This window comes from Streptomyces sp. NPDC002817, assembly GCF_053592055.1.
Genome location: NZ_JBSFUY010000005.1, coordinates 320,213 through 345,860, shown reverse-complemented (window position 1 = coordinate 345,860; position 25,648 = coordinate 320,213). Strand labels below are relative to the sequence as shown.

Sequence of the window (25,648 nt, the reverse complement as noted above, 5' to 3'; positions counted from 1 at the left end):
CGACCGCCTGGTCCGCGGTACGACCGTCCCGGACGAGCTGTGGCCGTACGACCACCAGGGGGAGCGGACGTACGACCGCCCGGGGCGGTTCACGCGTCCGGCGGCGGCCCGCACAGGGGGAGCGGGCCGCCGCCGGACCTTCTCGGCGGTGGTGTCCGACTGCCGCCCCTGGCCCGGGCGGCGGTGGGGAGCCGGTCACCTGGTGGAGGACGCTAAACCTCGCGGTGGCGTGGGGGTAACGGGTTGCGCGGAACTGGTCTCAGGGAGCCGTCGGGTGACCGCATGCGACCGTGATTCCGTTCTCGTGCCGTCGACTTCACACAGGGTGATGACCGAAGTGCGGATTCCGGAACGCGAGGAGGTGACGGGGTGCTATGGGCCGCATATATGCAAGATCACGTATGTGCGGGATCGTGGCGGAAGAGGCAGGGCGGTGTAGGGCGACTCAAGTGCCCCTGATTAGGCTCCGGCCTCATGGACGTACTCATCCACCTCTTCGTGGGCCTGCACATCATCGGCATCGCCTCGTTGCTCGGCGGATTCCTCACCCAGATGAAGGCCATGGGTCAGGGCACCGCCCGCTTCGTCCCGGCGATGCTGCACGGCGCGCTCACCATGCTGGTCACCGGGGTGATCCTGGTCGGCCTCAACCAGGCGGACGACCAGTCCGTCAACAACGTCAAGATCGGCATCAAGCTGGCCCTGCTGGTGGTGATCCTCGGCCTCGTCTATGTGAAGCGGGACGACGAGAAGGTGGAGAAGGGGCTGTTCGGACTGGTGGGCGCGTTGACCGTCGCGGACATCTTCATCGCGGTGCTGTGGACCTGAGGGACGTGAGGCCGGCGCGCGCCGACGCGACGGCACCCGCGGCGACGGCGAGCCATGCCGCCACCGCGATCCACAGCAGCACCTGACCGGGTGTCCTGAGCCAGGACACGTCGAGGGCGGCGGCGACGGACAGCGTCGCCGCCGATGTCATGCCCATCGGGAACACGGTCGCCCAGCGGCGCACGTCGTAGTGCGGCCGGGGCCTCAGTGCCTCCGCGACGAGCAGTACGACGTACCAGGCCAGGTCGAGCACGAGCAGCGCGAGCGTCACGGCCCGCAGGACGCCGCTGTCGTCGTCGTTCCACAGGTACAGCGGCGCGCTGTCGGCCGCGACGAGCTTCGACCCGGCGAGCGCCGAGATGGCGAGCGCCCCGCCGGCCACCCAGTGGTCCCCGGCGCCCGCGGTCACCTGCCGCAGGTCGAAGCGGGCCAGGGCGATGCCGTAGAGCACGAGGCCGAGCCAGAACAGCACGAGCGCCGCGTGGGCGAGCCACGCCGTCGACACGGCCGAGGCGAGCGTGGCGCCGAGTACCGCGAGACCCTGCGTGGCGACGCAGGCCAGGAACACCGCCCCCGGCATCCGCCGCGTCCAGTGCGTCACGACCAGCGCGATCAGCACCGGCCACAACAGCGCGGCGATCGCGAGCAGCGCCTCGGCGAGCTGCTGCCGGCCGAGGGCCGAGACCCGGGTGCCGAGCACGGCCGTGGCCGCTACGGCGGTGAGCGCGCCCGGTGTCTCGGCCTCCGCCACCCACCTCGCCCGGTCCCACAGCAGCCGTGCGGCGAAGTCGGCGGCCAGCGCGACCCATGCGAAGCCGGCCAGGGCGAGGGCGATCCGCGACAGGGTCTCGTGCCCCGTCAGATGCAGACCGACGGACACGATGCCGGTGGCCATCACGGCAGCCCCGGCGGCGGGCGGCCGCTGGGCCCACCAGGCGCGGAGGGGGGACTGAGGGGAGTGGGAAGAGGCGCCGGACATGGGGCGATGCTAAGGAGCGCGGCCCGGCTCGAGGGCGGGGCGCGCGAGCGGGCGCGGGCAAATACGCGCGGGCGCAGGCACGGGAGGGCGTGCGGCCCGGCGGCCGGTGCCTTGAGTGATGGGCGGACGCGTCCCACGCCGGATCATGTCGGACCCCGCCCGCCTGGGCGTTCACCGCCCGATGCCGGGACAGATCTGCCGGTCGTCTGAGTAGTTCCGCTCATGACAACCGACCGTCCGGGGCGCCAGACTCTCGCCATGTCCCTCAGACGATCAGTCGCCCTCGTCGGCGCCGCCCTCGCGGCGGTCGGTCTCACCGCATGCGGAAGTCAAAAAGGTGGGGAGGCCAATGGAGCCGGCGCCGCGCGGTCGGCCACTCCGACCTACTCCTATCCGCCCCCGCCGAAGTGCGCGCAGTCCACAGCGACGCCCACCGCCCTGCCTTCCTCCCCCTCACCTTCCGCCTCGAACACGGCCGGAGGACAGCAGGACGGACCCGTGGACGCTCCCCCCAACTACGCCGACAACCACGCGTACCGCATGCGGGCGTCCTTGAGCGCGGAGCAGCAGGCCAGTGGGCAGGCGTCGGCCGAGCTGATCCTCGCGGAGCTGGCGAAGGTCCGGAAGGAGGGCGGGTCGGGGGAGTTCGGTGTCTTCGGTGACGAGCGGGTCGAGGCGGCGCTGGAGCGTGTCGGGTGCGGTGAGAAGCACGGGGTCTCCGTCGGGAACGGGTACTACGCCGTCTACACGGGCGTCGTGTGCGTCTCCGGACGGGTGACGAAGGACGAGCTGACCGGAGAGGTGCACGGCGTCTACGCCGAGCCCCAGCCCGGCGAGGGGCCCTGCGTCGAGAACCGGGGAGGTCACTGACGCCAGGGCCCTGCCGCACGTCAGGCCGGCCGTACCACGCTGTGGATCGCCGACTCACCGTCGTAGAAGATGGACTCCTCGCGCACGTACGCCCCCGGCTTCGGCGCGTGGATCATCTTGCCGTTGCCGATGTAGATGCCGACGTGGGTGACATCGTCGTAGAAGAAGACGAGGTCGCCGGGCCTGGCGTTGGCGAGGGTGACCGTGGTGCCCGCGTTCACCTGGTCGTAGGTGGTGCGGGGGAGGGTGATGCCGGCGGCGTTCCAGGCGGCCTGGGTGAGGCCGGAGCAGTCGTAGGAGTCGGGGCCGGTGGCGCCCCAGACGTACGGCTTGCCGACCTGTGAGCGGGCGAAGGCGAGGGCCTTCTCGGCCTTCGTGGCGTACGAGGAGTCCGAGGCCTCCGAGGACGACGACGAGCTGCTCGCCGACTCCTCGGCCGCGGCCGCTTCCTCCGCGGCCTTCTGCTCGGCCGCCTGCTGCTTCGCCAGCTCGGCGGCCTTGCGGGCGGCCTCCTCCTGCTTCTTCTTCTCGATCGCCGCGAGGCGCGCCTTCTCCTCGGCGGTCAGCTGCGACAGCAGCTCGCGCGCGTCGGACAGCTTCCGCTGGACGGTCGCCTTGGCGGTCTTCAGGTCGCTCTGCGAATCGGAGAGCGTCTCGAGGCTGTCGGTGGCCTCCTGGCGCTTCTTCATCGTCGCGGACTGCTCGGTGACGTAGTCGTCGACCGCGTCCTTCTGACGGGACGTCATCCGGCCCATCAGCTGTGTCTGGTCGAAGTAGTCCTGCGGGGAGTCCGCGAGCAGGAAGGTCGCGGTGTCGGGCGCGGAGGCGCCGGTGCGGTACTGGGCCGCGGCGAAGGTGCCGAGCTCCTCGCGGGCCTCGTTGAGCTTCTGGGTGCGCTGGGCGACGTCGTCGAGGAGGGTGTCGACCTCCTTGCGCTGCTTGGAGGTCTTCTCCTTGGCCGAGTTGTACTTCTCGGTCGCCGACTCCGCTTGGCGGTAGAGGTCGTCGACCTTCTTCTCGACTTCCTCGATGCTCGGCTTGTCATCGGTCGACGGCGCGGCGGTGGCCGTCTGGGAGAGCAGGGCCACGGAGGTGAGGGCGGCCGTGGCGAGAGCGGGTGTGCGTATGCCGGCTACGCGCGTACCCGGGGGAGGCGACTTGCGGTGCGACGCCAAGGTCGGCGACTCCTTCCATGCTCCGCCTACCGAGTTAGCTGTCGGGTTCGGGCGGGTGGTTCGGAAGGGTTGCCCTACGGCCGTTCCCGGTACGGGAGTTGGCCGATTCACCCCAAGTTCGGTGGGTCCCCGGTTCCGGGTGCGCGGCGGCGCTCCGGATTCGGCGGAGGCCGCGCGGCCCGGCGACGTTCGCCGGTGGGGGTCGTACGGCCTTCCGGCACGGTAGCCAACGGGTGTGGCCCCTGTGAAGGTTGATGTCCGATAGGCCCGATACATTTTCGTGACCTTAGGTCAGGACGTTGCTCACGATGGTGAATACGGAACGATCTGCACCGGCTTGTGGGCATTTTGGGCGGAGTGGCGACGTCCGCCCGCTTCCGGACGCGCCGGCGGGTGGCTCGGCCGTGGCCGTCGACCCGTACGGCGGGAAGGCGCGCGCCCGCATGGCCGGTCACGGATCGTGACGCATCGATGACGAGGAGCGAGAAGGCTCCTGGTGGCCAGGTCCGGGAGGCGCTCGGACTCTGGAGCGGCCTCCGCGGCGACCGCTGAAAAGAGCCCATGTTCTCAGGGCGGCGGCGGGGTGTCAGTGGGGAGCCCTAGACTCGGAGAGCGATGAGCAGCCTCTTTGACGACAGTTTCCTGGCGGACCTCCAAGCCCCTAAGGGCCGCGAGGAGGAGCCCCCGCCGCCCGAGGACGAGCACGTACCGGAACCCGTTCCGGACGACCTGTTCGGCGGCCGGTTCGACGTGCCGCCTGACCGGGACGCGTACTACCGCGACGGCGCCCCGCGCCCGGTCCTGGACGCGGCCGCGCTCATCGACGGGCTCAACGAGAACCAGCGCGCGGCCGTCGTCCACTCCGACACCCCGCTGCTCATCGTGGCCGGCGCCGGCTCCGGTAAGACGCGGGTGCTCACCCACCGCATCGCCTACCTGCTGGCCGAGCGGAACGTCCACCCGGGCCAGATCCTCGCGATCACCTTCACCAACAAGGCCGCGGGCGAGATGAAGGAGCGCGTCGAGCAGCTCGTCGGCCCGCGCGCGAACGCGATGTGGGTGATGACGTTCCACAGCGCGTGCGTGCGGATCCTGCGGAGGGAATCCAAGAGGCTCGGCTTCACGTCGTCGTTCTCGATCTACGACGCGGCCGACTCCAAGCGTCTGATGGCCCTGGTCTGCCGTGACCTCGACCTCGACCCCAAGCGCTTCCCGCCCAAGTCCTTCAGCGCCAAGATCAGCAACCTCAAGAACGAGCTGATCGACGAGGAGGACTTCGCCGCCCAGGCCACCGACGGCTTCGAGAAGACCCTCGCCCAGGCCTACGCGATGTACCAGTCGCGGTTGCGGGAAGCCAACGCGCTCGACTTCGACGACCTGATCATGACCACGGTCAATCTGCTGCGCGCCTTCCCGGACGTCGCCGAGCACTACCACCGCCGCTTCCGGCATGTCCTCGTCGACGAGTACCAGGACACCAACCACGCCCAGTACGCGCTGGTCCGCGAGCTGGTGGGGACGAACGAGCACCCCGTCGACGTACCCCCGGCCGAGTTCGACCTCCCGCCCGCCGAACTGTGTGTCGTGGGTGACGCCGACCAGTCGATCTACGCCTTCCGCGGCGCGACGATCCGCAACATCCTCCAGTTCGAGGAGGACTACCCGAACGCGACGACGATCCTGCTGGAGCAGAACTACCGCTCCACACAGACGATCCTGTCCGCCGCCAACGCGGTCATCGAGCGCAACGAGTCCCGCCGCCCCAAGAACCTGTGGACCAACGCGGGCGCGGGCGCGCGCATCACCGGCTATGTCGCCGACACCGAGCACGACGAGGCACAGTTCGTCGCCGAGGAGATAGACCGACTGACGGACTCGGGCGACGCGAAGGCCGGCGACGTCGCCGTCTTCTACCGGACCAACGCCCAGTCCCGGGTCTTCGAAGAGATCTTCATCCGCGTCGGCCTGCCCTACAAGGTCGTCGGCGGCGTCCGCTTCTACGAGCGCAAGGAGGTCCGGGACGTCCTGGCCTACCTGCGTGTCCTCGCCAACCCCGAGGACTCGGTGCCGCTGCGCCGCATCCTCAACGTCCCCAAGCGCGGCATCGGTGAGCGCGCCGAGGCGATGATCGACGCCCTGTCCCAGCGCGAGAAGATCAGCTTCCCGCAGGCGCTGAAGCGGGTCGACGAGGCGTACGGCATGGCCGCGCGGTCGACGAACGCCGTGAAGCGGTTCAACGTGCTGATGGAGGAGCTCCGTACGATCGTCGAGTCCGGCGCGGGCCCGGCGACCGTCCTGGAAGCGGTGCTCGAACGCACCGGCTATCTCGCCGAGTTGCAGGCCTCCACCGACCCGCAGGACGAGACCCGGATCGAGAACCTCCAGGAACTCGCCGCCGTGGCCCTGGAGTTCGAGCAGGAGTCCGGGGAAGCCGCAGAAGGTGAGGCGGCGGCTCCGGTCGGTCTCGCCGCGTTCCTCGAGCGGGTCGCGCTCGTCGCCGACTCCGACCAGATCCCCGACGAGGACGAGGACGGCTCCGGCGTCATCACCCTGATGACCCTGCACACCGCCAAGGGACTCGAGTTCCCGGTCGTCTTCCTGACCGGCATGGAGGACGGCGTCTTCCCGCACATGCGCTCCCTCGGCCAGACCAAGGAGCTGGAGGAGGAGCGGCGCCTGGCGTACGTCGGCATCACGCGCGCGCGGGAACGGCTGTATCTGACGCGGTCGGCGCTGCGCAGCGCGTGGGGGCAGCCGTCGTACAACCCGCCCTCGCGCTTCCTGTCGGAGATCCCGGAGCAGCACGTGGACTGGAAGCGGACGGGTGCCACCGCGCCGGTCTCCTCCGGCCCCGCGTCGGGCGTGGCCGCCTCCCTGTCCTCGTCCCGCTCCCGTTCCTCGGCGAGGGGCGCGTCCGGCTTCGCCACGAACCGCGCCTCCGACAAGCCGGTCGTCTCGCTGGCCGTCGGGGATCGCGTCACGCACGACCAGTTCGGGCTCGGCACGGTGACATCGGTGAAGGGCACGGGCGCGAACACCGAGGCGACGGTCGACTTCGGGGACACCAAGCCGAAGCGGCTGCTGCTGCGTTACGCGCCGGTGGAGAAGCTGTAGGGGCTGTTCCATGACTGAGCCCCCGCTGCTGTGAAGTGCGGGGGCTCTCAGGGAAGTTGTCGCTTACGTCGGGTCCAGCCCGTGGCTGCGCAGCCACGGGAGCGGGTCGATCGCCGAGCCGCCGGCCGGGCGCACCTCGAAGTGCAGGTGCGGTCCTGTGGAGTTGCCGGAGTTGCCGGAGTACGCGATCGGGTCGCCGGCCTTGACCGTCGTACCGGAGGCGACGCGGTAGCTGGAGAGGTGGCAGTACCACGTCTCCGTGCCGTCCTTCGCGGTCACGATCATCATGTTGCCGTAGGCGCTGTTCCACTGCGTCCGCACGGTGCCGTCGGTCGCGGCCATCACCGTCGTGCCGTAGGAGACCGGGAAGTCGATGCCGGTGTGCACGGACATCCAGTTGACGCCGGCCTGGCCGTAGTAGGCGCTGAGACCGTGCTGAGCCACCGGGAGCGCGAACTTGGGACGCAGCCGCTCCTTGCGGGCCGCCTCCTCCGCCGCCTTCTTCTTCTCGGCCACCTGCTGGGCCTTGAGGTCGATGCGCTCCTGTGTACGGCTGGCCCGGTCGGCGAAGTCGTCGGCGCCCGCGGAGAGGCTCGCGAGCTGGGTGTCCAGCTTGTTGTTCGCGGCGGACGGCTTGACGGACTTGGTCGTCGCGTCGGACGCGGTCGTCGAGGTGTTCTTGTCGTCGCTCAGGCCACCGACGGAGGCGGCGGCGATCCCGGTGACGCCCATGACGCACGCGGAGGGCACGGCGATCTTCATCAGCGCGGAGCGCTTGGGGGGCGTACGTCGGCGGGAACGGCCCGCGTTACGGGCGGCCATGCGTGAGCCCGGGGCCGGGGCGGCGTCTTCCTGATCGTCGAGGAGCGGGGCGACGTCGTCCTCGGAGAGGGCGGGCAGCTCGCCGGTGGCGCTCAACTCGGCGTCGTGCGCGGCCGGTTCTTCGTACGCGACCTGCTCGAACATCGCTGTCGACTGGTGGTCGACGGGCTCCTCGTGGGCCGGCGTGGTGCCGTCGGAGTTCCACTGCGTGGCGTCGTACGCGCCGGTGTCGAAGGCCTGCGTGCCCCATTCCCAGTGCTGGGTCTGGTCGGCGGTGCCCCCGGACTGGTCCGGCTGGAGCCAGGCGTTGGCGTCCCACTGGCCGCTCGCGTCGGGCGCGCCGGCCTGCGGGGGGATCACGGAGAGCTGCTGGTGCTCGCCGGTCCAGGCCGTCGAGTCGTACGCGCCGGTGTCGTAGGCGGCGTGGTGCTGGGCCGCGTACGCGTCGTAGTTCAGGGTCTGATGACTGTCCGTGGCCCACTGGTTGGCGTCGTACGACCCGGTGTTCTCACCGGGGAGACTGCCGAACAGGGGGTCCGCGTCGAAGTGCGCGGTGGCGTGGGCACCCGTGTCGTAACCGTAAGTGGCGTATTCACCGTACTGAGCTTCCTGCGCGCCGTACGACGCGTAGTGCGCCGAGGCATCGGAAGCGGGAGTCGGGGTGGTCATGGTCCCCGACGGGTACGGATCGTTCACCAACTTCTCTTTCGCCTCGACAACAGGGGCTGCCAGAGCAGTGCGGTGACTGTACCCGCCGGTATGCGGGCGCGACAATCTTCAACGGGTTTCGCGCCTTCAGGAAACGGGCATTCGGCCGTGTTTCGGGGGACTGCGGACGCGAGTTTGGCCTTGTGTTCGAAGATTGTTCGATGTTGGACGGCTATCGTGTGGCTGTCACGCCACTGTGAGACCTCCGGCATCGGCTGCGGCCGTGACTCCTGTCGGCGCGGTGTCGAGGGCCTGTCGTATCCCGGTCGCGACGGCCGGGTGCACAGGGAGGGCGAGATGCCCGATTCCGCTCACCTGGACGTTCTGCGCCATCAGGTCGGGATGGTCGATACAGGCGGTCTCCAGCGGGTCCATCAGATGGTCGAGGTCGCTCCAGAAGCTCACGAAGTGCGTACGGCAGCCGGGCGCGGGCCGGGTCAGCTCCTCGAGGACGTCGGAGCCGGGGCGCATCTGCCGCACGATCGGGTGCGCGTCCGCCAGCGGCACCACCCGGGTCCCGGAATGCGGGGTACCGAGCGTGACCAGGGTGCGTACCCGCAGGTCACCGCCGAGGCACTGTACGTAGTACCGCGCTATCAGTCCGCCCAGGCTGTGCCCGACGACATCGACCTGCCTGCTGCCCGTGCGCTCGCAGATCTCCGCTATGTGCCGGCCGAGCAGCTCGGCCGCGGTGCGGATGTCGCACGTCAGCGGGGAGTAGTTGAGCGACTCGACCTGGCGGTGGCCGTGCTGGAGGAGGCTGCGGCGCAGCAGGACGAAGACCGAGCGGTTGTCGATGAAGCCGTGCAGCAGGACGACCGGCGGTTTGGCCTCCGTCGGCAGCTGGGCGGGGCCGTCCGGGGAAGGGAGCGGGACGGCCGGCGCCCGGCGCTCCTGCAGGACACCGGAGGGATAGAGGAGGAGGTGTCCGGCGAGGATCGCGATCTCCAGGGCTGTCGCCTTCAGGAGAGCCACGGACAGGCCCGCAATTCTGCTCGGGAGCAGCCGCTGGCAGAGCGGAAGAAAGGGCGCCGCTGCCCTGGTGACCTTCATGGCCGACCTCCTGTCGGCACACGTGAAGACAGCTCCGTCCCCCGTGTGCCCTCGTGGGAGGCCGCGGCGGAGGTGACCGAGGAGGCATGAGGAGGGCGCGTGGGGTGAGCTCGGCGAGCGGCGCGTGGTGCGCCGATCATCTGACGAGGCTCCTTGCCGGTGTGGCGACGAGGCTCCCCGCTGTCGTGCCTTACCTGCCCTACGTGCCCTTCGTGCCACCGTCGGTACACCGCACCCCCACGGCGCGCGGCCCGCGGCGCGGTGGCACGGCGACCTCGTTGCGGCTCCCGTTGCGCTTGCTCCCACTGCGGTACGAGGGCCGCGTACCGCTGCGGCCCGTGTGCCGCAATGACTCGGAACGGTGCGCGGCGAACGTGTCCCACCGTGTGATTTCCCCCTCGGTCTCCACCGCGAAACTGCCGGTTACGGGATGGTGGAGATAACGTTCGTTCACTTCCTTGCACAATGTGGTGTGAGGACGTCCGTGCCGTATGGGCGCCGTCGCGGTGACATACATGGCATGTTCGGTACTTGTCGGTACGGATGGATGTAGTCGCTTCATGGAGGCAGTGATGGGTGTGGCAGCCGGTCCGATCCGCGTCGTGGTGGCCAAACCGGGACTCGACGGCCACGATCGCGGGGCCAAGGTGATCGCGCGGGCGCTGCGCGACGCCGGTATGGAGGTCATCTACACCGGGCTCCACCAGACGCCCGAGCAGATCGTCGACACCGCGATCCAGGAGGACGCCGACGCGATCGGCCTCTCCATCCTCTCCGGCGCCCACAACACGCTCTTCGCCGCCGTCATCGACCTGCTCGAAGAGCGGGACGCGGCGGACATCCTCGTCTTCGGCGGCGGGATCATTCCCGAGGCGGACATCGCTCCGCTGAAGGAGAAGGGGGTCGCGGAGATCTTCACCCCCGGGGCGACCACACAGGCGATCGTGGACTGGGTCCGCGCCAACGTGCAGCAGCCTGCGGGGGCGTAGGCCGCACCGAGACAGTGGGCCGGCGCGGCCGACGCCGGCCGGCTCCGTCAGACCGTCCCCAACTCCTGCGCCATCGCCGCCCGCAACCGCAACGTCGTCACCAGCCGCTGGAACGCCTCCGCCCAGTACCCGCCGGCCCCGGGGCTCGCGTCCTCCGACTCGTCCGGCACCGCCAGCAGCCCGTCGAGCCGCCCCGCCTCGGAGGGATCGAGACACCGCTCCGCCAGCCCCATCACTCCACTGAAACTCCATGGGTAACTCCCCGCGTCCCGCGCGATGTTGAGCGCGTCCACCACGGCCCGCCCGAGCGGCCCCGCCCACGGCACCGCGCACCCCCCGAGCAGCTGAAACGCCTCCGACAGTCCGTGCGCCGAGATGAACCCGGCCACCCAGTCGGCCCGCTCGGCGGAGCCCAGCGTGCCGAGCAGCTTGGCGCGCTCGGCCAGGGACACCGCTCCGGGGCCCCCGGCCTCGGGCGCCCCCGGTGCTCCCAGCAGCGCCCGCGCCCAGGCCGCGTCCCGCTGCCGTACGGCCGCCCGGCACCACGCCGCGTGCAGCTCGGACCGCCAGTCGTCCGTCACCGGCAGCGCCACGATCTCCTGCGGCGAACGCCCACCGAGCCGCGCCGCCCACGTCCCCAGCGGTGCCGCCTCCACCAACTGTCCGAACCACCAAGACCGTTCACCCCGTCCCGCCGGAGCATTGAGCACTACACCGTCCCGCTCCATGCTCGCGTCGCACTCGAACGGCGCCTCGACGGTGATCGTCGGCGTCTCCCGCGTACGGTCCAGGGCCACGCACGCCGTCGCCCTGACCGCCATCCGCGAGGCGAGCGCGGAGTCCGGCAGAGCGGACAGCAACTCGGCGGCGGTCGCCCGGACGTTACGGCTCCGGTCGGCCAGCGCCTCCTCCAGGAACGGCTCGTCGTCGGCGCTGAGGCACGTCCGCAGCGAGTCGAGGAACATCAGACGGTCCTCGGCCCGCTCCGTCGCCCACGTCTTCGCCAGCAGCTCCCGCGCTGCGGCGGGCTCACGGGCGCGTATCGCGGCGAGCAGCGCGACCCGCTCCGCGAACAGACCCTCCTGCCACAGCTGTAGGACCCGGTCCGTGTCCCCCGGCTGCGGCAGCGCCGGGTCCCCGCCCGGTGCCGCGCGCAGGGCGAACCGCCAGTCCGGGTTCAGCCGGGCCAGCCACACGGCACGCGGCCCCGCGAACGCCAGCGCCGCAGGCCGCAGGTCCGTACGCCCCCGGGCCGCGTCCAGCAGCGCCGGCAGTACCTCGGGGGGTGCCGCGAAGCCGCGGGCGTTCGCCGTCGCGAGCCACTGGGGCAGCAGTTCCATGAGGTCCGGGGCCGTGCCGCGGCGACCTCCGCCGCCCGTGCCCGGACGGTCGGCCAGCAGCATCGAGAGCCTGCGGGCCGCGGCGGCGGGCAGGGCGGGGCGAGTCTCCGCGGGCGCCGGTTCCGGCCGCGCCGCCGCCGCGGCGGGCCGCAGCCCGGCCCGCCGCCGTACGGTCTGCGTCGCCGCCGCGTCCAGCAGGGCGACGGGTGCCGCCCGGCCGGGTGCCGCGCCCGGCGGGGTGCGCCGATCGGTCCCGAGCAGGGCGGTGGTGACGAGTTCCTCCCAGACGTCCTGGGCGGGTGGATCCACAGGTGTGGACGTGCTGTTCATGCGGGTCCTTTCCGTGGAGTGCCGTGGCGTGTGGGGGAGGTGGGGCGGTGGGTGTGCCTGGTGGTGCGGGAGCGGGAGCGGGAGGGGACGCAGGCGCTGGTGTGGGTCCTGGTGTGGGCCCTGGTGTCGGTGCCGGTGTGGGCCGTGCGACGGCCGCGGGTGACGTGGGTGTTGTCGTCCGAGTCCGTGTGTGCCGTGCGGCTGGTGCGCGTGGCGTGGACGTTGGTGTCCGTATGTCCTCCGAGGTCGGTGCGGACGGAATCGGCGTCGGTGTGCGCGGGTGCCGCGGAGCCGGTGCCGGTGGTGCTGCGCTTGTGGTGCCGGTGTTCGCGTACGTCTGTCGCGTCGGTGCGGGTGCCCCGCGCGGCTCGGTGCGGTGCGCCTCGGGGGCCGCCGCACGCTCGGCCTGGGGCACGTGGGCGGCTGGGCGGCAGCGCGCCTCGTGCTCCGGTCGGCTCAGTACAGCGCCACCCCCTCGCCCGCCCCCTCGGGCCAGGCCGTCAGCGGGGTGAAGCCGCGGTGGCCGCACTCGCCGAAGACCTTGACCGGGGCGCCGCCCGCGAGGGCGACCAGGCGCCACAGACCCGGACGGGAGCGGGCGGTGGGGGTGAGCGGCAGGGCAGTGTCGCCGTCGGCGTCCGCCAGTTGCCATGTGTCGCCGTCCGGGGTCGGGACGACCCGGTCCAGCGTCACCGGGACCGAGTCCAGCCACGGATCGTCGCGCAGCGCCTCGCCGTAACGGGCCGCCGCCCGGGCCGTCGTCGTCCCCGGCGGGCGTATCGTCGAGGGCGCCGGTGGCGCGAACTGTTCGCCCAGCGCCGCCCGCACCTGCCCGGCACCCGGGTACGCGGACACCTCCGCCTCCAGCACCAGGCCCACCGGCAGCGCCAGTTCGGGGGCGCGGCCGGCGGCACCGAAGGAGATGAGCAGGGCCATGCGCCCGGACTCGGCGCCGTGCAGCCAGATCCGGCGGGTCGTCAGCCGGGCGTCCGCCGTGTCGTACTGGGCGAGCACCAGCCAGCGGTCCCGCACCGCCGGCCCGTCCGCCGAGGCGGGGAGACCGATACGGGAACGGACCGTCGCCGCCAGCCTCTCGGGCAGCCGCTCGCGCCGCAGCCAGCCCTGGTCCAGAAGGTGGAGGAGCGCGCACTCCTCCAGCAGCCGTACCGGCCAGCCCGGACCGGACGCCGGAATCGCCCCCAACTCCCGCACCCGGGAAGCGAGTCCGGGTGCCTGGGCGTCGACCATGCGGGCCGCGGTCTCCTCCCACATCCCGTACCCCGCCTGCTCCGCACCGGCCAGCCCGCCACGCAGCAGATCCGCGAGACGCTGCTCCAGCTCCGTCGCCCCCGCGGTGACCAGCGTGGCCCTGCGCTCCGCCCTGCGCCTGGCCGCCTCCGGATCACCACTGCCGCCGGCAGACGCCGCGTCCTTCTTCTCCTCCGCCCGCTTCCTTCTCCCCTCCAGCCACTGCTCCGCCCAGTCCGGCGCCTGCCCCCGCGGCACCGCGCCGTCCTCGCCCGCCCAGAGCAGCAGCAGCCCGAGGGCGTGCTTGCACGGGAACTTGCGGCTCGGACAACTGCACTTGTACGCCGGCCCGGACACGTCCGCGATGTCGACGACCGTCTGATACGGCTTGCTGCCACTGCCCTTGCACTGCCCCCACACCGTCCCCTCGTCGGAACTCCCCGCCTCGGACCACGGCCCCGCCGCCCCGAGTTTGCTTCCCGCTTTGCGTGATGCGGCGTCAGGCGCCAGTGCCAGCACCTGGTCCGCGCTCCAGCGCACCCCCTGCTGAGTCATGTCATCGAAGGTAGATCCCACCACTGACAATCGGTCCGGCGAGCGCCCTCGCCTGCACGTTCTCGCAGGTCGGATCGTGTTGTCAGTGGCGTGGTGCAACGTGGGTGTCAGATCCGAACCGGCCGAGCTGGAGGGGGCTCTCAGCCATGTCTGTGTCCGTGGACGCGATGTCTGTCGAAGCATCCGCATCACCTGAGAACGAGCCGACCGAGGAGTTGCGTCCGCACGCCGAGGACGCCTTCGCCGCCGAACTCACCGCGCTGGCAGCCCAGGACGACCGCCCGCGCCCGGCCCGCTGGAAGCTGTCCCCGTGGGCGGTGGCGACGTACCTGCTCGGCGGCACACTTCCCGACGGCACGGTGATCACACCGAAGTACGTGGGTCCGCGCCGCCTCGTCGAGGTCGCCGTCACCACACTCGCCACCGACCGCGCCCTGCTTCTGCTCGGTGTGCCCGGCACCGCGAAGACCTGGGTGTCCGAGCACCTGGCCGCAGCGGTCAGCGGCGACTCGACCCTGCTGGTGCAGGGCACGGCCGGCACACCGGAGGAGGCGATCCGGTACGGCTGGAACTACGCGCAGCTGCTCGCCAACGGCCCCAGCCGTGACGCGCTGGTGCCCAGCCCGGTGATGCGGGCCATGGCGGAGGGGATGACGGCGCGGGTGGAGGAGCTGACGCGCATCCCCGCCGACGTGCAGGACACGCTCATCACGATCCTCTCCGAGAAGACGCTGCCGATACCGGAGTTGGGGCAGGAGGTGCAGGCCGTCCGCGGCTTCAACCTCATCGCCACGGCCAACGACCGGGACCGCGGGGTCAACGACCTCTCCAGCGCCCTGCGCCGCCGTTTCAACACGGTCGTGCTGCCGCTGCCGGACAGCGTCGAGGCCGAGGTCGACATCGTCTCGCGGCGCGTCGACCAGATCGGCCGCTCCCTCGACCTGCCGGCCGTACCCGAGGGGGTCGACGAGATCCGCCGGGTGGTGACCGTCTTCCGTGAACTGCGCGACGGGATCACGTCCGACGGCCGGACGAAGCTCAAGTCGCCCAGCGGCACGCTGTCGACGGCGGAGGCGATCTCCGTCGTCACCAACGGACTTGCCCTCGCTGCCCACTTCGGCGACGGCGTACTCCGGGCCGGCGACGTCGCCGCGGGCATCCTCGGCGCCGTGGTCCGCGATCCGGCGGCCGACCGCGTCATCTGGCAGGAGTACCTGGAGGCGGTCGTCCGGGAACGCGACGACTGGAAGGACTTCTACCGCGCCTGTCGGGAGGTGAGCGCGTGAGCGGGGACGACCTGGGGTGGGGCCGCCCCGGCGGAGGCCAGGGACCGGGAGGCTCCGGGGGATCGGGAGGCTCGGGCGGGGGCCAGGGGTCGGGTGGCTCGGTGTTCATGGGATGCGAGGGCGTCGGCGGTGTGGTGCGGCGGTCAGGGCCTGGTGGCCGGTGATCGGCGACCGGTGGTTCTGGAGGGGAGGGGGACGGTGTGACAGGACGTGAGAGGGACGGGAGTGGGGCAGCCGTGAGCGACGGGAGCGAGCCGGCAGCAGACGAAGGAAGCGTGGCGGTCGGGAGTGACGGGAGTGGGGCAGCCGCTGGCAAGGAGCCGCTGCTGCTCGGCGTACGGCATCACGGGCCCGGTTCCGCGCGGGCCGTGCGGGCGGCGCTGGAGGCGGCCCGGCCGCGGGTCGTTCTGATCGAGGGCCCGCCCGAGGCCGACGCCCTGATCCCGCTGGCCGCCGAAGCGGACATGCGGCCACCGGTCGCGCTCCTCGCCCACGCCGTCGACGAGCCGGGCCGCTCGGCGTTCTGGCCGCTGGCCCAGTTCTCCCCGGAGTGGGTGGCGATCCGCTGGGCCCTGGAGCACGAAGTCCCGGCGAGGTTCATCGACTTGCCTGCGACGCACTCGTTGGCGTGGGAGGAGGGCCGGGCCGACGAGGCAGTGGGGGAGACGGCCGACCCTCCCGACTCCGGAACGGCTCCCGACTCCCGTGCGGAGGCGGGTGACGCTGCCCCCGATCCGGTGGCCCACACCGACCTCCGGATCGACCCCCTCGCGGTGCTCGCCGAAACCGCCGGTTACGACGACCCCGAGCGGTGGTGGGAGGACGTCGTCGAGCACCGGGGGGCCGGTACCGGTGATGTGTTCGCGCCGTTCGCCGTGGTCGAGGAGGCCATGGGGGCGTTGCGGGAGGTGTACGGGAGCGGGGGGCATGAGCGGGATCTCGTGCGGGAGGCGTATATGCGGCTCCAAGTACGGTCGGCGCAACGGGAGTTCGGCGGCGGGGTGGCCGTGGTGTGCGGGGCGTGGCATGTGCCCGCGCTGCGGGAGAGGACGGCCGTCGCCGCCGACCGGGCACTGTTGAAAGGGCTGCCCAAGGTCAAGGCGGACATGACGTGGGTGCCGTGGACGTATCGGCGGCTGGCCCGGGTCAGTGGATACGGGGCCGGTGTCGACTCGCCGGGTTGGTACGGGCATCTGTTCGGCGCGCCGGACCGTCCGGTGGAGCGGTGGATGACCAAGGTGGCGGGGCTGCTGCGGGAGGAGGACCGGATCGTCTCGTCGGCCCATGTCATCGAGGCGGTGCGGCTCGCGCAGACGCTCGCGGCGATGCGCGGCCGCCCGCTGGCGGGGCTGAGCGAGACGACCGACGCGGTGCGGGCGGTGATGTGCGAGGGCTCGGACGTGCCGCTGTCGCTGGTGCACGATCGGCTGGTCGTGGGGGACGTGCTGGGGGAGGTGCCGCGGGCGGCGCCCGCGGTGCCGTTGCAGCGGGATCTCGACCGGACGCAGCGTCGGCTGCGGCTCAAGCCGGAGGCGCTGGAGCGGGAGTTGGAGCTCGACCTGCGCAAGGAGACCGACGCGGGGCGCAGCAGGCTGCTGCACCGGCTGCGGCTGCTGGGCGTCGGGTGGGGCGAGCCGGTGGCGTCGCGGGGGAGTACGGGGACGTTCCGGGAGACCTGGCGGCTGCGGTGGGAGCCCGAGCTGTCCGTGCGGGTCGCGGAGGCCGGTGTGTGGGGGACGACCGTGCTCGCCGCGGCGACCGCCAAGGCGCAGGCGGACGCCGTCACCGCGCAGAGCCTTGCCGATGTCACCGCACTCGCCGAGCGCTGCCTCCTGGCCGAACTGCCGGAAGCGCTCCCGGTGGTGATGCAGGTCCTCGCCGACCGCGCCGCGCTCGACGCCGACGTCGGCCACCTCGCCCAGGCCCTGCCCGCCCTGGTCCGCTCCCTGCGCTACGGCGACGTGCGCGGCACGGACACCCACGCCCTGACAGAGGTCGCCGCGGGCCTGGCCGAACGGGTCTTCGTCGGTCTTCCCCCGGCTTGCGCCGCGCTCGACGCGGACGCGGCCGAGGAGATGCGGCGGCATGTGGACGCGGTGCACGGGGCGGTGGGGCTGCTGGGGGATGTGCTGGCGGCGGCGGGGACAGCCGACGACAGCGCGCCCGCACATGCCGCCGTGCCGCCCGTGGAGAATCCCCTGCGCGGGGCCCCCGACTCACCCCACCGTGACCTCCGCCCCCGCTGGCGGTCCGTGCTGCGAGTGCTGTCGGGCCGGGACACCGTGCCCGGTGTCATCCGGGGACGGGCCGTGCGGTTGCTGCTGGACGACGGGGAGTTGGGGCAGGACGAGGCGGCGCGGCTCATGGGGCTCGTGCTGTCGCCGGGGACGCCGCCGGCGGACGCGGCCGCGTGGATCGAGGGGTTCGTCGGCGGCGGTGCCGGGGGCGGGATGCTGCTCGTGCACGACGAGCGGTTGCTCGGGCTGGTCGACGCCTGGCTGACCGGGGTGCCGGCGGAGGCGTTCACGGATGTGCTGCCGCTGCTGCGGCGGACCTTCTCGGCGTACGAGCCGGGGGTGCGGCGGACGCTCGGCGAGCTGGTCCGGCGGGGGCCGGGCGAGCGGGGGAGCGTGGCGGGCGGCGGCATAACCGGTTTCGCGGCCGATCTCGATACGGAGCGTGCGGCTGCGGTGCTGCCGGTGGTGAGGCTGCTGCTGGGGCTGGACGGCGACCCCGTGGGCGCCGACGACAACGACCTTGTGGGGGTGGGGCGATGACGACCGACAGGCCGGGCGAGCCGAGGAGGCCCGCGGAGGCGACGGACGTCCTCGGCGACGGGCAAGGGTCCCTGGCGACACATGCCCCGACGGCGACCGTGAGAGTGATGCCACTCTGGGCACGGCCCCGGACGGCACGGCCTGCGACGGGACGGCTTGTGACTGCGGCGCCGGCTCCGGCGGCGCAGCCCGCAGCAGCCTCTCCTTCGGCGACGCGGCCCGTGACAGGGAAGTCCGCGACGGGGCTGCCTTCCGCAACGCGGTCCGCGGTGGCGCGTCCGCTGACGAAGTCCCTCGTGGGGGTGTCCGGATGACGGTCGACCTGGTGGACCCGGCGCAGGAGCGGCTGCGGCGTTGGCGGCTGGTGCTCGGGGGTGATGCCGCCGACGGGACCGGGTGTGCGCTCGGTGGGCGGGACGCCGCGATGGACGGGGCACTCGCCGCGCTGTACGGGAAAGGGGACAGGCAGGGGCGGTCGGGGCGGGAGCGTTCCGCGGGGCTGGGGGCTTCGGCGCCGTCCGTGGCGCGGTGGCTCGGGGACATCCGGACGTACTTCCCGTCCTCCGTCGTGCAGGTGATGCAGCGTGACGCGATCGAGCGGCTCGGTCTGGCCACCCTGTTGCTCGAGCCGGAGATGCTGGAGGCGGTGGAGGCCGATGTGCATCTCGTCGGCACGCTGCTCTCGCTCAACAAGGCGATGCCGGAGACGACGAAGGAGACGGCACGGGCCGTGGTCCGCAAGGTCGTCGAGGATCTCGAGAAGCGGCTCGCCACGCGCACTCGGGCGACCCTCACCGGCGCCCTGGACCGCAGCGCCCGTATCAGCCGGCCCCGCCACCACGACATCGACTGGAACCGCACGATCGCGGCCAACCTCAAGCACTACCTGCCGGAGTACCGGACGATCGTGCCGGAGCGGCTCATCGGGTACGGGCGGGCGTCGCAGTCGGTGAAGAAGGAGGTCATCCTCTGTATCGACCAGTCGGGGTCGATGGCGGCGTCGGTCGTCTACGCGTCCGTGTTCGGGGCGGTGCTCGCCTCCATGAGGTCCATCAACACCCGGCTCGTCGTCTTCGACACCGCGGTGGTCGACCTCACCGACCAGCTCGACGATCCGGTCGACGTCCTGTTCGGCACCCAGCTCGGCGGCGGTACGGACATCAACCGGGCGCTCGCGTACTGCCAGTCGCAGATCACCCGGCCCGCCGAGACGGTGGTCGTGCTGATCAGCGACCTGTACGAGGGCGGCATACGGAACGAGATGCTGAAGCGGGTGGCGGCGATGAAGGCGTCGGGGGTGCAGTTCGTGACGCTGCTCGCGCTGTCCGACGAAGGGGCCCCCGCGTACGACAGGGAGCACGCGGCCGCGCTCGCAGCGCTGGGCGCACCGGCCTTCGCCTGTACCCCCGACCTGTTCCCGGAGGTGATGGCGGCGGCGATCGAGAAGCGGCCGATCCCCATCCCGGACACGGCATGACGGGGAACGGACCGAGGGCCGGAGGAGAGAGGAACAGCGGTGAATCGGTGGTGATTTGTCGACCCGGCGACATCCGAATTGAGCCAGCAAAACGGACATGAGTCGCATCGGTAACGGGGGGCTTGCGTAACCTCCGCACTGCCGTGCGAGTATCGGTGCCTCGTCAGCGGTGCGTCGCGCACCGCTCGTCCGTACCGCGTCGTACCGACTTCGTCGCTCGTCACGCGTGATTCGTTCCGCCGCACGGGAGGACCACCCTCTTGACCTGGCCGGCCGCACTGCCCGGTGCCGCTCTGCGCAGCCTGCGCACGGCGGCCGGGCGGCGTGCGCTGCAAGTGGCGCTGCTGGTGGGCGGGTTGTTCGCGCTGGGGTTCCTCTGCGGAGGACAGGCGAGCGCGGCGGAGGACATACCGACGACGGCGACATCGGGGGCCGTTCCGGCGGATCCGGTGGACGGTGTCCGGTCGTTGACGAGCGGCGCGGTGGGGCGGTCGGCGAAGCCGCCGGCCGAACCCGAGGTCCCTCACACGGCACCCCGGACGGACGCCCTCCCACCGTCGTTCGACGACAAGGTCCTCCGCCCGGTGACCGAGCACGTCGTCGGTGTCGTGGACGGCAAGGTCCTCCAGCCGGTCGGCGACCTGGTGGAGACGGTGACCGGGCAACTGGCGGAGGCACAGGCGCAGATGCCGCCACTGCCCAGCCTGCCGTCCCCGCCCGTGACCGGGCAGCCCGGCCTGCCCGGCATGCCCGACCTTCCGGCCCTGCCGGATCTGCCCGCGCTCCCGGGACAGACGCTCCCGGACCGGACACCGCCGGCGACGACACCCCGGCCGAAGTCCCCGGCGGCCGACTCGCCCCAGGGCGACGCCTCCGGAAAGCGCTCCGGCAAGGCAGCGGCCACCAACCTCTTCTACGGTCCGCCGTCCGTCGCAGGCTCACCTACGACCGATGCGACGGCGAAGACCGACGGGCACCGTGCCGTGCAGGGCGCCCACGCCCCCGTACCGCAGACGCCCGGCGATGACCAGAGCGGTGCGCCGGGCAACCGGCCGACGGCGGACAGCGGTTCGTCGCGGCACGGGGACGCGCACGCCGTGTCCCTGAACCACCGGACAGCGGTGCGGCTCGTGGCCGGTGCCGCTGTGCGTGCCGACGCGTTCGAGCCCCGGGACCGGCACCGGGACATTCCGGTTTCTCCGGCATAGGGCAGGGCCTCCCCCGCCGTAGACCTGCCGCGCGGGGCGGAACAGGTCTGCCCGCCGTCCGGACCTCCTTTGGAAACTCCGGACGGAAACCGTAGAAGCCGAATCCGACCCGCAGAACCCCACCCCCGGGGCATCGCGGTCGGAACCGGTACCGGAAGTGTCCCCAGCCATCCGAAGCACCGGAGCTCCGCCACGGACCTCCTCCTGAAAGCCCGCCGGACCCGGTTCCGCGGCTCACCCGGACCCCTCGGTCCCCGAGCCCGGCCGGACGCCGTCCCCACCCGCGGCGCTCAGGAGCCCGTCCGTCCCAGGCCTCCCGGGAGCTTCGGACCCCCAGGATCTAAGGATCTGACGCACGTATGAACAAGAACATCCGCCGCTCCATCGTCATAGCCGCCGGCGTCACCGGAGCGTGGGCGCTCGGCTCCTCCGTGGCCGGCGCCGACGAGTTGCCCGCCTCCTCGCTGTCCGTGTCCGACACGACGACGGACGTCACGGACACCCTGACCGGCACGGTCGACGACGTCGTCACCGAGGTGCAGGACACCGTCCCCGGCGTGACCTCGACGGTCGAGAACACCGCCGCGACGGCCACGCCCGAGGCGACCGACACGGTCTCCGACACGGCAGGCACCGCCGCCACCGACCTGGCCCGCCGGTACGTGGACGCGAAGGTCACCGCCCCGCAGGCCACCGAGACCTCGAGCAAGGCCTCGAAGATCAAGGGCGCCGCGGCCATCCAGGGCGCGAAGGCCGCCCGGGCCGCGCAGGCGAAGGCCAAGGCCACGGCGGACGAGACCGTCACCACCGCCCGGGCCACCGTCTCCGACGCGACCGCCCCGCAGGACGAGGTCGACTACCTCTTCGGCCCCCTCGCGGCGTTCGCCCCGGAGCGCGAGCGGGCCCTCGCCGGCGCCCGGACCAGGCTCCAGGGTGTCCAGTCGGCGGCCCGTACCCAGGCGCAGGGCGTCGACGGTGTTGTACGGACCAAGGCGCGGCAGACCGTCGCGGGCGCGGGCCGCACCACCACCGGCGCGACCGGTGCCGCGCAGGCCACGGTCACCGGGGCCGAGGGCCGCGCCACCGACGCGCTCGCCGTTGCCCGGGGCGAGGCCGGAACCGTCACGACGGCCGCCGGGGCCGGCGTCTCCTCCGTTCCGGGCCACATCACGGGCACGGTGGCCGCCGTTCCCGGCACCGTCACCCCGATCGTCGACGAGACGGTCGCGGCGGCCGTGCCCCCGCTGGCCACCGCCGCCGTGGACGGGGTGGTCCCGGTCGCCGGTCAGACGGTCGCCGGTGTCGTTCCGACCGCCGAGCACGCCGTCGCCGGGGTCGTCCCGGTCGCCACCGGCACGGTGATGGGGGTGAGCCCGGTCGCCCACGGTGTGGTCAACGGCGTCACCCCGGTCGTCGGCCACACGGTCGGCGAGGTCACCCCGGTCGTCGGTGGCACGGTCGCCGGTGTCGCGCGGACCGCCCACCACACCGTCGACGCCACGACCGCGCTCGCCCACGGCGTCGTCGCCGACGTCCAGCCGGTCGCCGCCGGCGCCGTCCAGGGCGTGCGGCAGACCGCCGGGACCGCCGTCCACGGCGTCCGGCCCGTGGCCACCGCCACCGTCGGCGACGTCCACCACCTCGTCGGTGAGGCCGTCCACGGCGTCGCCGCCGTCGCCACCGGCGCGGTCGCCGACCTCCACCCCGTCGTGGACGGTGTCGTCACCGACGTACCCGCCTACGCCACCGGTCTCGTCGGCCGGGTCGCCGTCGATACCACCGGTGCCGTGCTGCCGCCGGTCGCGAATGCCGCCGTGCACGGCGTGGTCCCGGTCGCGGGGCAGGCCGTCGCGGACGCGGACGGGCTGGCGTACGGCGTGGTCGGCGACGCCCGGCCCGTCGTGGGCGGAGTCGCGCCGCTCGCGTACGGCGTGGCCGGGCGGACCGCCGATCTGGCGTACGGCGAGACGGCGGAGGCCCAGTCCTTCGCGCAGGGGGTCGCGCAGCCCGTCGTCGGTCTCGTCCAGCCCGTCGTGCAGGGCGTCACGGGCAGCGCCGGGAACCTCGCGCACGGCGTCACGGGTGACGTCGCCCCCTTCGCGTACGGCGTCGTCGGTGACGTGGCGCCCGTCGTCGGCGGTGTCGCACCCGTCGTCGGTCACACGGTCGACGGCGTGACCCCGCTCGCCGGGAACGCCGTCGCCGGTGTCCGGGGCGTCGCCGAGTCGATCACGCCGGGCTACGTGCAGGAGTACGGCGGCACGTACAACGCCTGACCGTCCCCCCACCACCGCCGCCGTCATGGCGGCGGACCGACCGACTCCGTGAGGGCGCAGGACCCGGACGGCCGAAAGCCGTCGGTTTGTCCGGCCGACACCTCACGGACGGGGCGGAGCGGTCCCCATTGGGGTGGGGATCGACTGCCCTGTGCCCCCTCAGGGGCTGCTCAAGGGGCCTCACCGGGCCAACCCCAGCCCGGTGAGGCCCTTCCCCATGACCCCCTCGGACCCTCACATCTGGCACAGCGTGCCAGTGAGGGCGGCATCATGTGACAGGTATCACCGCTCAGGTGTGACCCTCGATTTAGGGGCCCCCTGCAAGCAGCGATAACCTGCGAGACGGACATGCCGCGCGCTCGGACACCGTGTGCGCCTCCCTTGTGACAGACGGCGGACGTCACGTTGCCCATCGCGGCACGCCCACGCATCCAACGAACCGCGAGATCACTGATAGGGACGGAAGCGCGTGGACCTGTTCGAGTACCAGGCGAGGGACCTCTTCGCCAAGCACGATGTACCGGTGCTGGCCGGTGAAGTCATCGACACGCCTGAGGCGGCCCGCGCAGCCACCGAGCGTCTCGGTGGCAAGTCCGTCGTCAAGGCCCAGGTGAAGGTCGGTGGCCGCGGCAAGGCCGGCGGCGTGAAGCTTGCGTCGACCACCGACGAGGCGGTCGAGCACGCGACCAACATCCTCGGCATGGACATCAAGGGCCACACGGTCCACAAGGTGATGATCGCCGAGACGGCCCCGGAGATCCTGGAGGAGTACTACGTCTCCTTCCTCCTCGACCGTGCCAACCGCACCTTCCTCTCCATCGCGTCCGTCGAGGGCGGCATGGAGATCGAGGAGGTGGCGGAGACCCGCCCCGAGGCCGTCGCCAAGACGCCGATCGACGCCAACGTGGGTGTGACCCCCGAGGTCGCCCGCCAGATCGTCGAGGCCGCGAACTTCCCGGCCGAGGTCGCCGACAAGGTCGAGAACGTCCTTGTCACCCTGTGGAAGACCTTCATCGAGGAGGACGCCCTCCTCGTCGAGGTCAACCCGCTGGCCAAGGTCGCCTCCGGTGACGTCATCGCCCTGGACGGCAAGGTCTCCCTCGACGAGAACGCCGAGTTCCGTCAGCCGGGACACGAGGCCCTCCAGGACAAGGACGCGGCCAACCCGCTCGAGGCCGCCGCCAAGGAGAAGAACCTCAACTACGTCAAGCTCGACGGCGAGGTCGGCATCATCGGCAACGGCGCGGGGCTCGTCATGAGCACCCTGGACGTCGTCGCGTACGCCGGTGAGAACCACGGCGGCGTGAAGCCGGCCAACTTCCTCGACATCGGCGGTGGCGCCTCCGCCGCCGTCATGGCGAACGGCCTGGAGATCATCCTCGGCGACCCGGACGTCAAGTCCGTGTTCGTCAACGTCTTCGGTGGCATCACCGCCTGTGACGAGGTCGCCAACGGCATCGTCCAGGCGCTGCAGCTGCTCGCCGACAAGGGCGAGGAAGTGACCAAGCCGCTGGTCGTCCGTCTGGACGGCAACAACGCCGAGCTGGGTCGCAAGATCCTCTCCGACGCCAACCACCCGCTGGTCCAGCGCGTGGACACCATGGACGGCGCGGCCGACAAGGCCGCCGAGCTCGCGGCTGCGAAGTAAGGACGAGGGAAAACAGCCATGGCTATCTTCCTCAACAAGGACAGCAAGGTCATCGTCCAGGGCATGACCGGTGCCACGGGCATGAAGCACACCAAGCTCATGCTGGCCGACGGCACGAACATCGTCGGTGGCGTGAACCCGCGCAAGGCGGGCACGTCCGTCGACATCGACGGCAACGAGATCCCGGTCTTCGGCACGGTCGCCGAGGCGATCGAGAAGACGGGCGCGAACGTATCCGTCCTCTTCGTACCGCCGGCCTTCGCCAAGGCCGCCGTGGTCGAGGCGATCGACGCCGAGATCCCGCTCGCGGTCGTCATCACCGAGGGCATCGCGGTCCACGACTCGGCCGCGTTCTACGCGTACGCCGTGTCGCAGGGCAACAAGACCCGGATCATCGGCCCGAACTGCCCCGGTCTCATCACGCCGGGCCAGTCGAACGCCGGCATCATCCCGGGCGACATCACCAAGCCGGGCCGCATCGGTCTGGTCTCGAAGTCCGGCACGCTGACGTACCAGATGATGTACGAGCTCCGTGACATCGGCTTCTCGTCCGCCGTCGGCATCGGTGGCGACCCGATCATCGGTACGACGCACATCGACGCGCTCGCCGCGTTCGAGGCCGACCCCGACACCGACCTGATCGTCATGATCGGTGAGATCGGTGGCGACGCCGAGGAGCGTGCGGCCGCGTTCATCGCGGAGAACGTGAAGAAGCCGGTCGTCGGCTACGTCGCGGGCTTCACCGCGCCCGAGGGCAAGACCATGGGCCACGCCGGCGCCATCGTCTCCGGCTCCTCCGGCACGGCCGCCGCGAAGAAGGAGGCCCTCGAGGCCGCGGGCGTCAAGGTCGGCAAGACGCCGACCGAGACGGCGAAGCTGGCGCGGGAGATCCTCGCCGGTTGAGCAGCGGTTTCTTAGCTGAGCGTTTGTGGGCCCGTTCCCCGGGTGGGGGCGGGCCCTCAGCG

At 71.8% G+C, this 25,648-nt stretch carries 17 protein-coding genes and 1 riboswitch; of the genes, 11 read left to right on the top strand and 6 right to left on the bottom strand.

The genetic code is table 11. The annotated features are described in order from the left end of the window. Nucleotides 1-474: 474 nt before the first annotated feature. A complete protein-coding gene (locus tag ACWD3I_RS13010; protein WP_307026923.1) occupies nt 475-828 on the top strand; it encodes a hypothetical protein in 354 nt (117 codons plus the stop codon). Here ACWD3I_RS13010 and ACWD3I_RS13005 read toward each other — a convergent pair. Next, a complete protein-coding gene (locus ACWD3I_RS13005; RefSeq protein WP_365392413.1) occupies nt 806-1,807 on the bottom strand; it encodes a tellurite resistance/C4-dicarboxylate transporter family protein in 1,002 nt (333 codons plus the stop codon). The two genes, ACWD3I_RS13010 and ACWD3I_RS13005, sit on opposite strands and share 23 nt — an antisense overlap. Nucleotides 1,808-2,305: 498 nt before the next feature. Here ACWD3I_RS13005 and ACWD3I_RS13000 point away from each other — a divergent pair, with 498 nt between their 5' ends. Further along, nucleotides 2,306-2,677: a hypothetical protein gene (locus tag ACWD3I_RS13000; RefSeq protein WP_365392411.1), complete on the top strand. Its 372-nt coding sequence runs from the start codon at nt 2,306-2,308 to the stop codon at nt 2,675-2,677. Nucleotides 2,678-2,697: 20 nt separating this feature from the next. Here ACWD3I_RS13000 and ACWD3I_RS12995 read toward each other — a convergent pair whose 3' ends face one another. After that, entirely contained in the window at nt 2,698-3,852 is a 1,155-nt protein-coding gene (locus tag ACWD3I_RS12995) for a C40 family peptidase (RefSeq protein ID WP_365392409.1), read from the bottom strand. A gap of 8 nt (nt 3,853-3,860) precedes the next feature. Continuing rightward, nucleotides 3,861-4,028: riboswitch (cyclic di-AMP (ydaO/yuaA leader) on the bottom strand. Nucleotides 4,029-4,467: 439 nt separating this feature from the next. Between ACWD3I_RS12995 and pcrA the strand changes: the two genes are divergently transcribed. Next, nucleotides 4,468-6,966 (top strand): DNA helicase PcrA, encoded by a 2,499-nt coding sequence (gene pcrA, locus ACWD3I_RS12990; protein ID WP_365392407.1) that lies wholly within the window; start codon nt 4,468-4,470, stop codon nt 6,964-6,966. A 63-nt stretch (nt 6,967-7,029) separates the two neighbouring features. Here the strand turns inward: pcrA and ACWD3I_RS12985 are convergent, their stop codons facing one another. Continuing rightward, a complete protein-coding gene (locus ACWD3I_RS12985) occupies nt 7,030-8,457 on the bottom strand; it encodes a M23 family metallopeptidase (protein ID WP_365392578.1) in 1,428 nt (475 codons plus the stop codon). A gap of 225 nt (nt 8,458-8,682) precedes the next feature. After that, entirely contained in the window at nt 8,683-9,549 is an 867-nt protein-coding gene (locus ACWD3I_RS12980) for a lipase family alpha/beta hydrolase (RefSeq protein WP_365392405.1), read from the bottom strand. A gap of 572 nt (nt 9,550-10,121) precedes the next feature. Between ACWD3I_RS12980 and ACWD3I_RS12975 the strand changes: the two genes are divergently transcribed. Continuing rightward, nucleotides 10,122-10,538 (top strand): cobalamin B12-binding domain-containing protein, encoded by a 417-nt coding sequence (locus ACWD3I_RS12975; RefSeq protein WP_365392403.1) that lies wholly within the window; start codon nt 10,122-10,124, stop codon nt 10,536-10,538. 47 nt (nt 10,539-10,585) lie between these two features. On the opposite strand, the gene ACWD3I_RS12970 is transcribed toward ACWD3I_RS12975, so the two are convergent. Next, on the bottom strand, nt 10,586-12,208 hold the full coding sequence (locus ACWD3I_RS12970) for a DUF5691 domain-containing protein (RefSeq protein ID WP_365392401.1): 1,623 nt from the start codon (nt 12,206-12,208) through the stop codon (nt 10,586-10,588). A 456-nt stretch (nt 12,209-12,664) separates the two neighbouring features. Beyond that, nucleotides 12,665-14,011, bottom strand: a complete 1,347-nt coding sequence (locus tag ACWD3I_RS12965) for an SWIM zinc finger family protein (protein WP_365392399.1) — start codon at nt 14,009-14,011, stop codon at nt 12,665-12,667. A gap of 146 nt (nt 14,012-14,157) precedes the next feature. On the opposite strand from ACWD3I_RS12965, the gene ACWD3I_RS12960 reads away from it, so the two are divergent. The 7 genes from ACWD3I_RS12960 to sucD all read left to right on the top strand — a co-directional run bounded on the left by ACWD3I_RS12960 (nt 14,158) and on the right by sucD (nt 25,586). After that, nucleotides 14,158-15,297 carry an ATP-binding protein gene (locus ACWD3I_RS12960; RefSeq protein ID WP_365392397.1) on the top strand — a complete coding sequence of 380 codons (1,140 nt, stop codon included), beginning with the start codon at nt 14,158-14,160 and terminating at the stop codon, nt 15,295-15,297. Nucleotides 15,298-15,572: 275 nt separating this feature from the next. After that, the gene (locus tag ACWD3I_RS12955) at nt 15,573-18,074 is read left to right on the top strand and encodes a DUF5682 family protein (protein ID WP_365392395.1); all 2,502 of its coding nucleotides are present in this window, start codon (nt 15,573-15,575) and stop codon (nt 18,072-18,074) included. A 310-nt stretch (nt 18,075-18,384) separates the two neighbouring features. Further along, nucleotides 18,385-19,551 carry a VWA domain-containing protein gene (locus tag ACWD3I_RS12950; protein WP_365392393.1) on the top strand — a complete coding sequence of 389 codons (1,167 nt, stop codon included), beginning with the start codon at nt 18,385-18,387 and terminating at the stop codon, nt 19,549-19,551. Between the two features lie 260 nt (nt 19,552-19,811). Then, nucleotides 19,812-20,759: a hypothetical protein gene (locus ACWD3I_RS12945; RefSeq protein WP_365392391.1), complete on the top strand. Its 948-nt coding sequence runs from the start codon at nt 19,812-19,814 to the stop codon at nt 20,757-20,759. Between the two features lie 359 nt (nt 20,760-21,118). Continuing rightward, on the top strand, nt 21,119-23,035 hold the full coding sequence (locus tag ACWD3I_RS12940; RefSeq protein ID WP_365392389.1) for a hypothetical protein: 1,917 nt from the start codon (nt 21,119-21,121) through the stop codon (nt 23,033-23,035). A gap of 469 nt (nt 23,036-23,504) precedes the next feature. Then, a complete protein-coding gene (gene sucC / locus ACWD3I_RS12935) occupies nt 23,505-24,683 on the top strand; it encodes an ADP-forming succinate--CoA ligase subunit beta (RefSeq protein WP_046261565.1) in 1,179 nt (392 codons plus the stop codon). Nucleotides 24,684-24,701: 18 nt separating this feature from the next. Beyond that, nucleotides 24,702-25,586, top strand: a complete 885-nt coding sequence (sucD, locus tag ACWD3I_RS12930; RefSeq protein WP_046261564.1) for a succinate--CoA ligase subunit alpha — start codon at nt 24,702-24,704, stop codon at nt 25,584-25,586. Nucleotides 25,587-25,648: the final 62 nt, after the last annotated feature.

What these genes read in the sequence shown, in the direction of transcription:
- ACWD3I_RS12950 (WP_365392393.1), top strand. Translation starts at nt 18,385, where the DNA reads ATGACGGTCGACCTGGTGGACCCGGCGCAGGAGCGGCTGCGGCGTTGG.
- ACWD3I_RS12975 (WP_365392403.1), top strand. Translation starts at nt 10,122, where the DNA reads ATGGGTGTGGCAGCCGGTCCGATCCGCGTCGTGGTGGCCAAACCGGGA.
- ACWD3I_RS12965 (WP_365392399.1), bottom strand. Translation starts at nt 14,011, where the DNA reads ATGACTCAGCAGGGGGTGCGCTGGAGCGCGGACCAGGTGCTGGCACTG.
- ACWD3I_RS13005 (WP_365392413.1), bottom strand. Translation starts at nt 1,807, where the DNA reads ATGTCCGGCGCCTCTTCCCACTCCCCTCAGTCCCCCCTCCGCGCCTGG.
- pcrA (WP_365392407.1), top strand. Translation starts at nt 4,468, where the DNA reads ATGAGCAGCCTCTTTGACGACAGTTTCCTGGCGGACCTCCAAGCCCCT.
- ACWD3I_RS12985 (WP_365392578.1), bottom strand. Translation starts at nt 8,457, where the DNA reads ATGACCACCCCGACTCCCGCTTCCGATGCCTCGGCGCACTACGCGTCG.
- ACWD3I_RS12970 (WP_365392401.1), bottom strand. Translation starts at nt 12,208, where the DNA reads ATGAACAGCACGTCCACACCTGTGGATCCACCCGCCCAGGACGTCTGG.
- ACWD3I_RS13010 (WP_307026923.1), top strand. Translation starts at nt 475, where the DNA reads ATGGACGTACTCATCCACCTCTTCGTGGGCCTGCACATCATCGGCATC.
- ACWD3I_RS12960 (WP_365392397.1), top strand. Translation starts at nt 14,158, where the DNA reads ATGTCTGTGTCCGTGGACGCGATGTCTGTCGAAGCATCCGCATCACCT.
- ACWD3I_RS12940 (WP_365392389.1), top strand. Translation starts at nt 21,119, where the DNA reads ATGAACAAGAACATCCGCCGCTCCATCGTCATAGCCGCCGGCGTCACC.
- ACWD3I_RS12980 (WP_365392405.1), bottom strand. Translation starts at nt 9,549, where the DNA reads ATGAAGGTCACCAGGGCAGCGGCGCCCTTTCTTCCGCTCTGCCAGCGG.
- sucD (WP_046261564.1), top strand. Translation starts at nt 24,702, where the DNA reads ATGGCTATCTTCCTCAACAAGGACAGCAAGGTCATCGTCCAGGGCATG.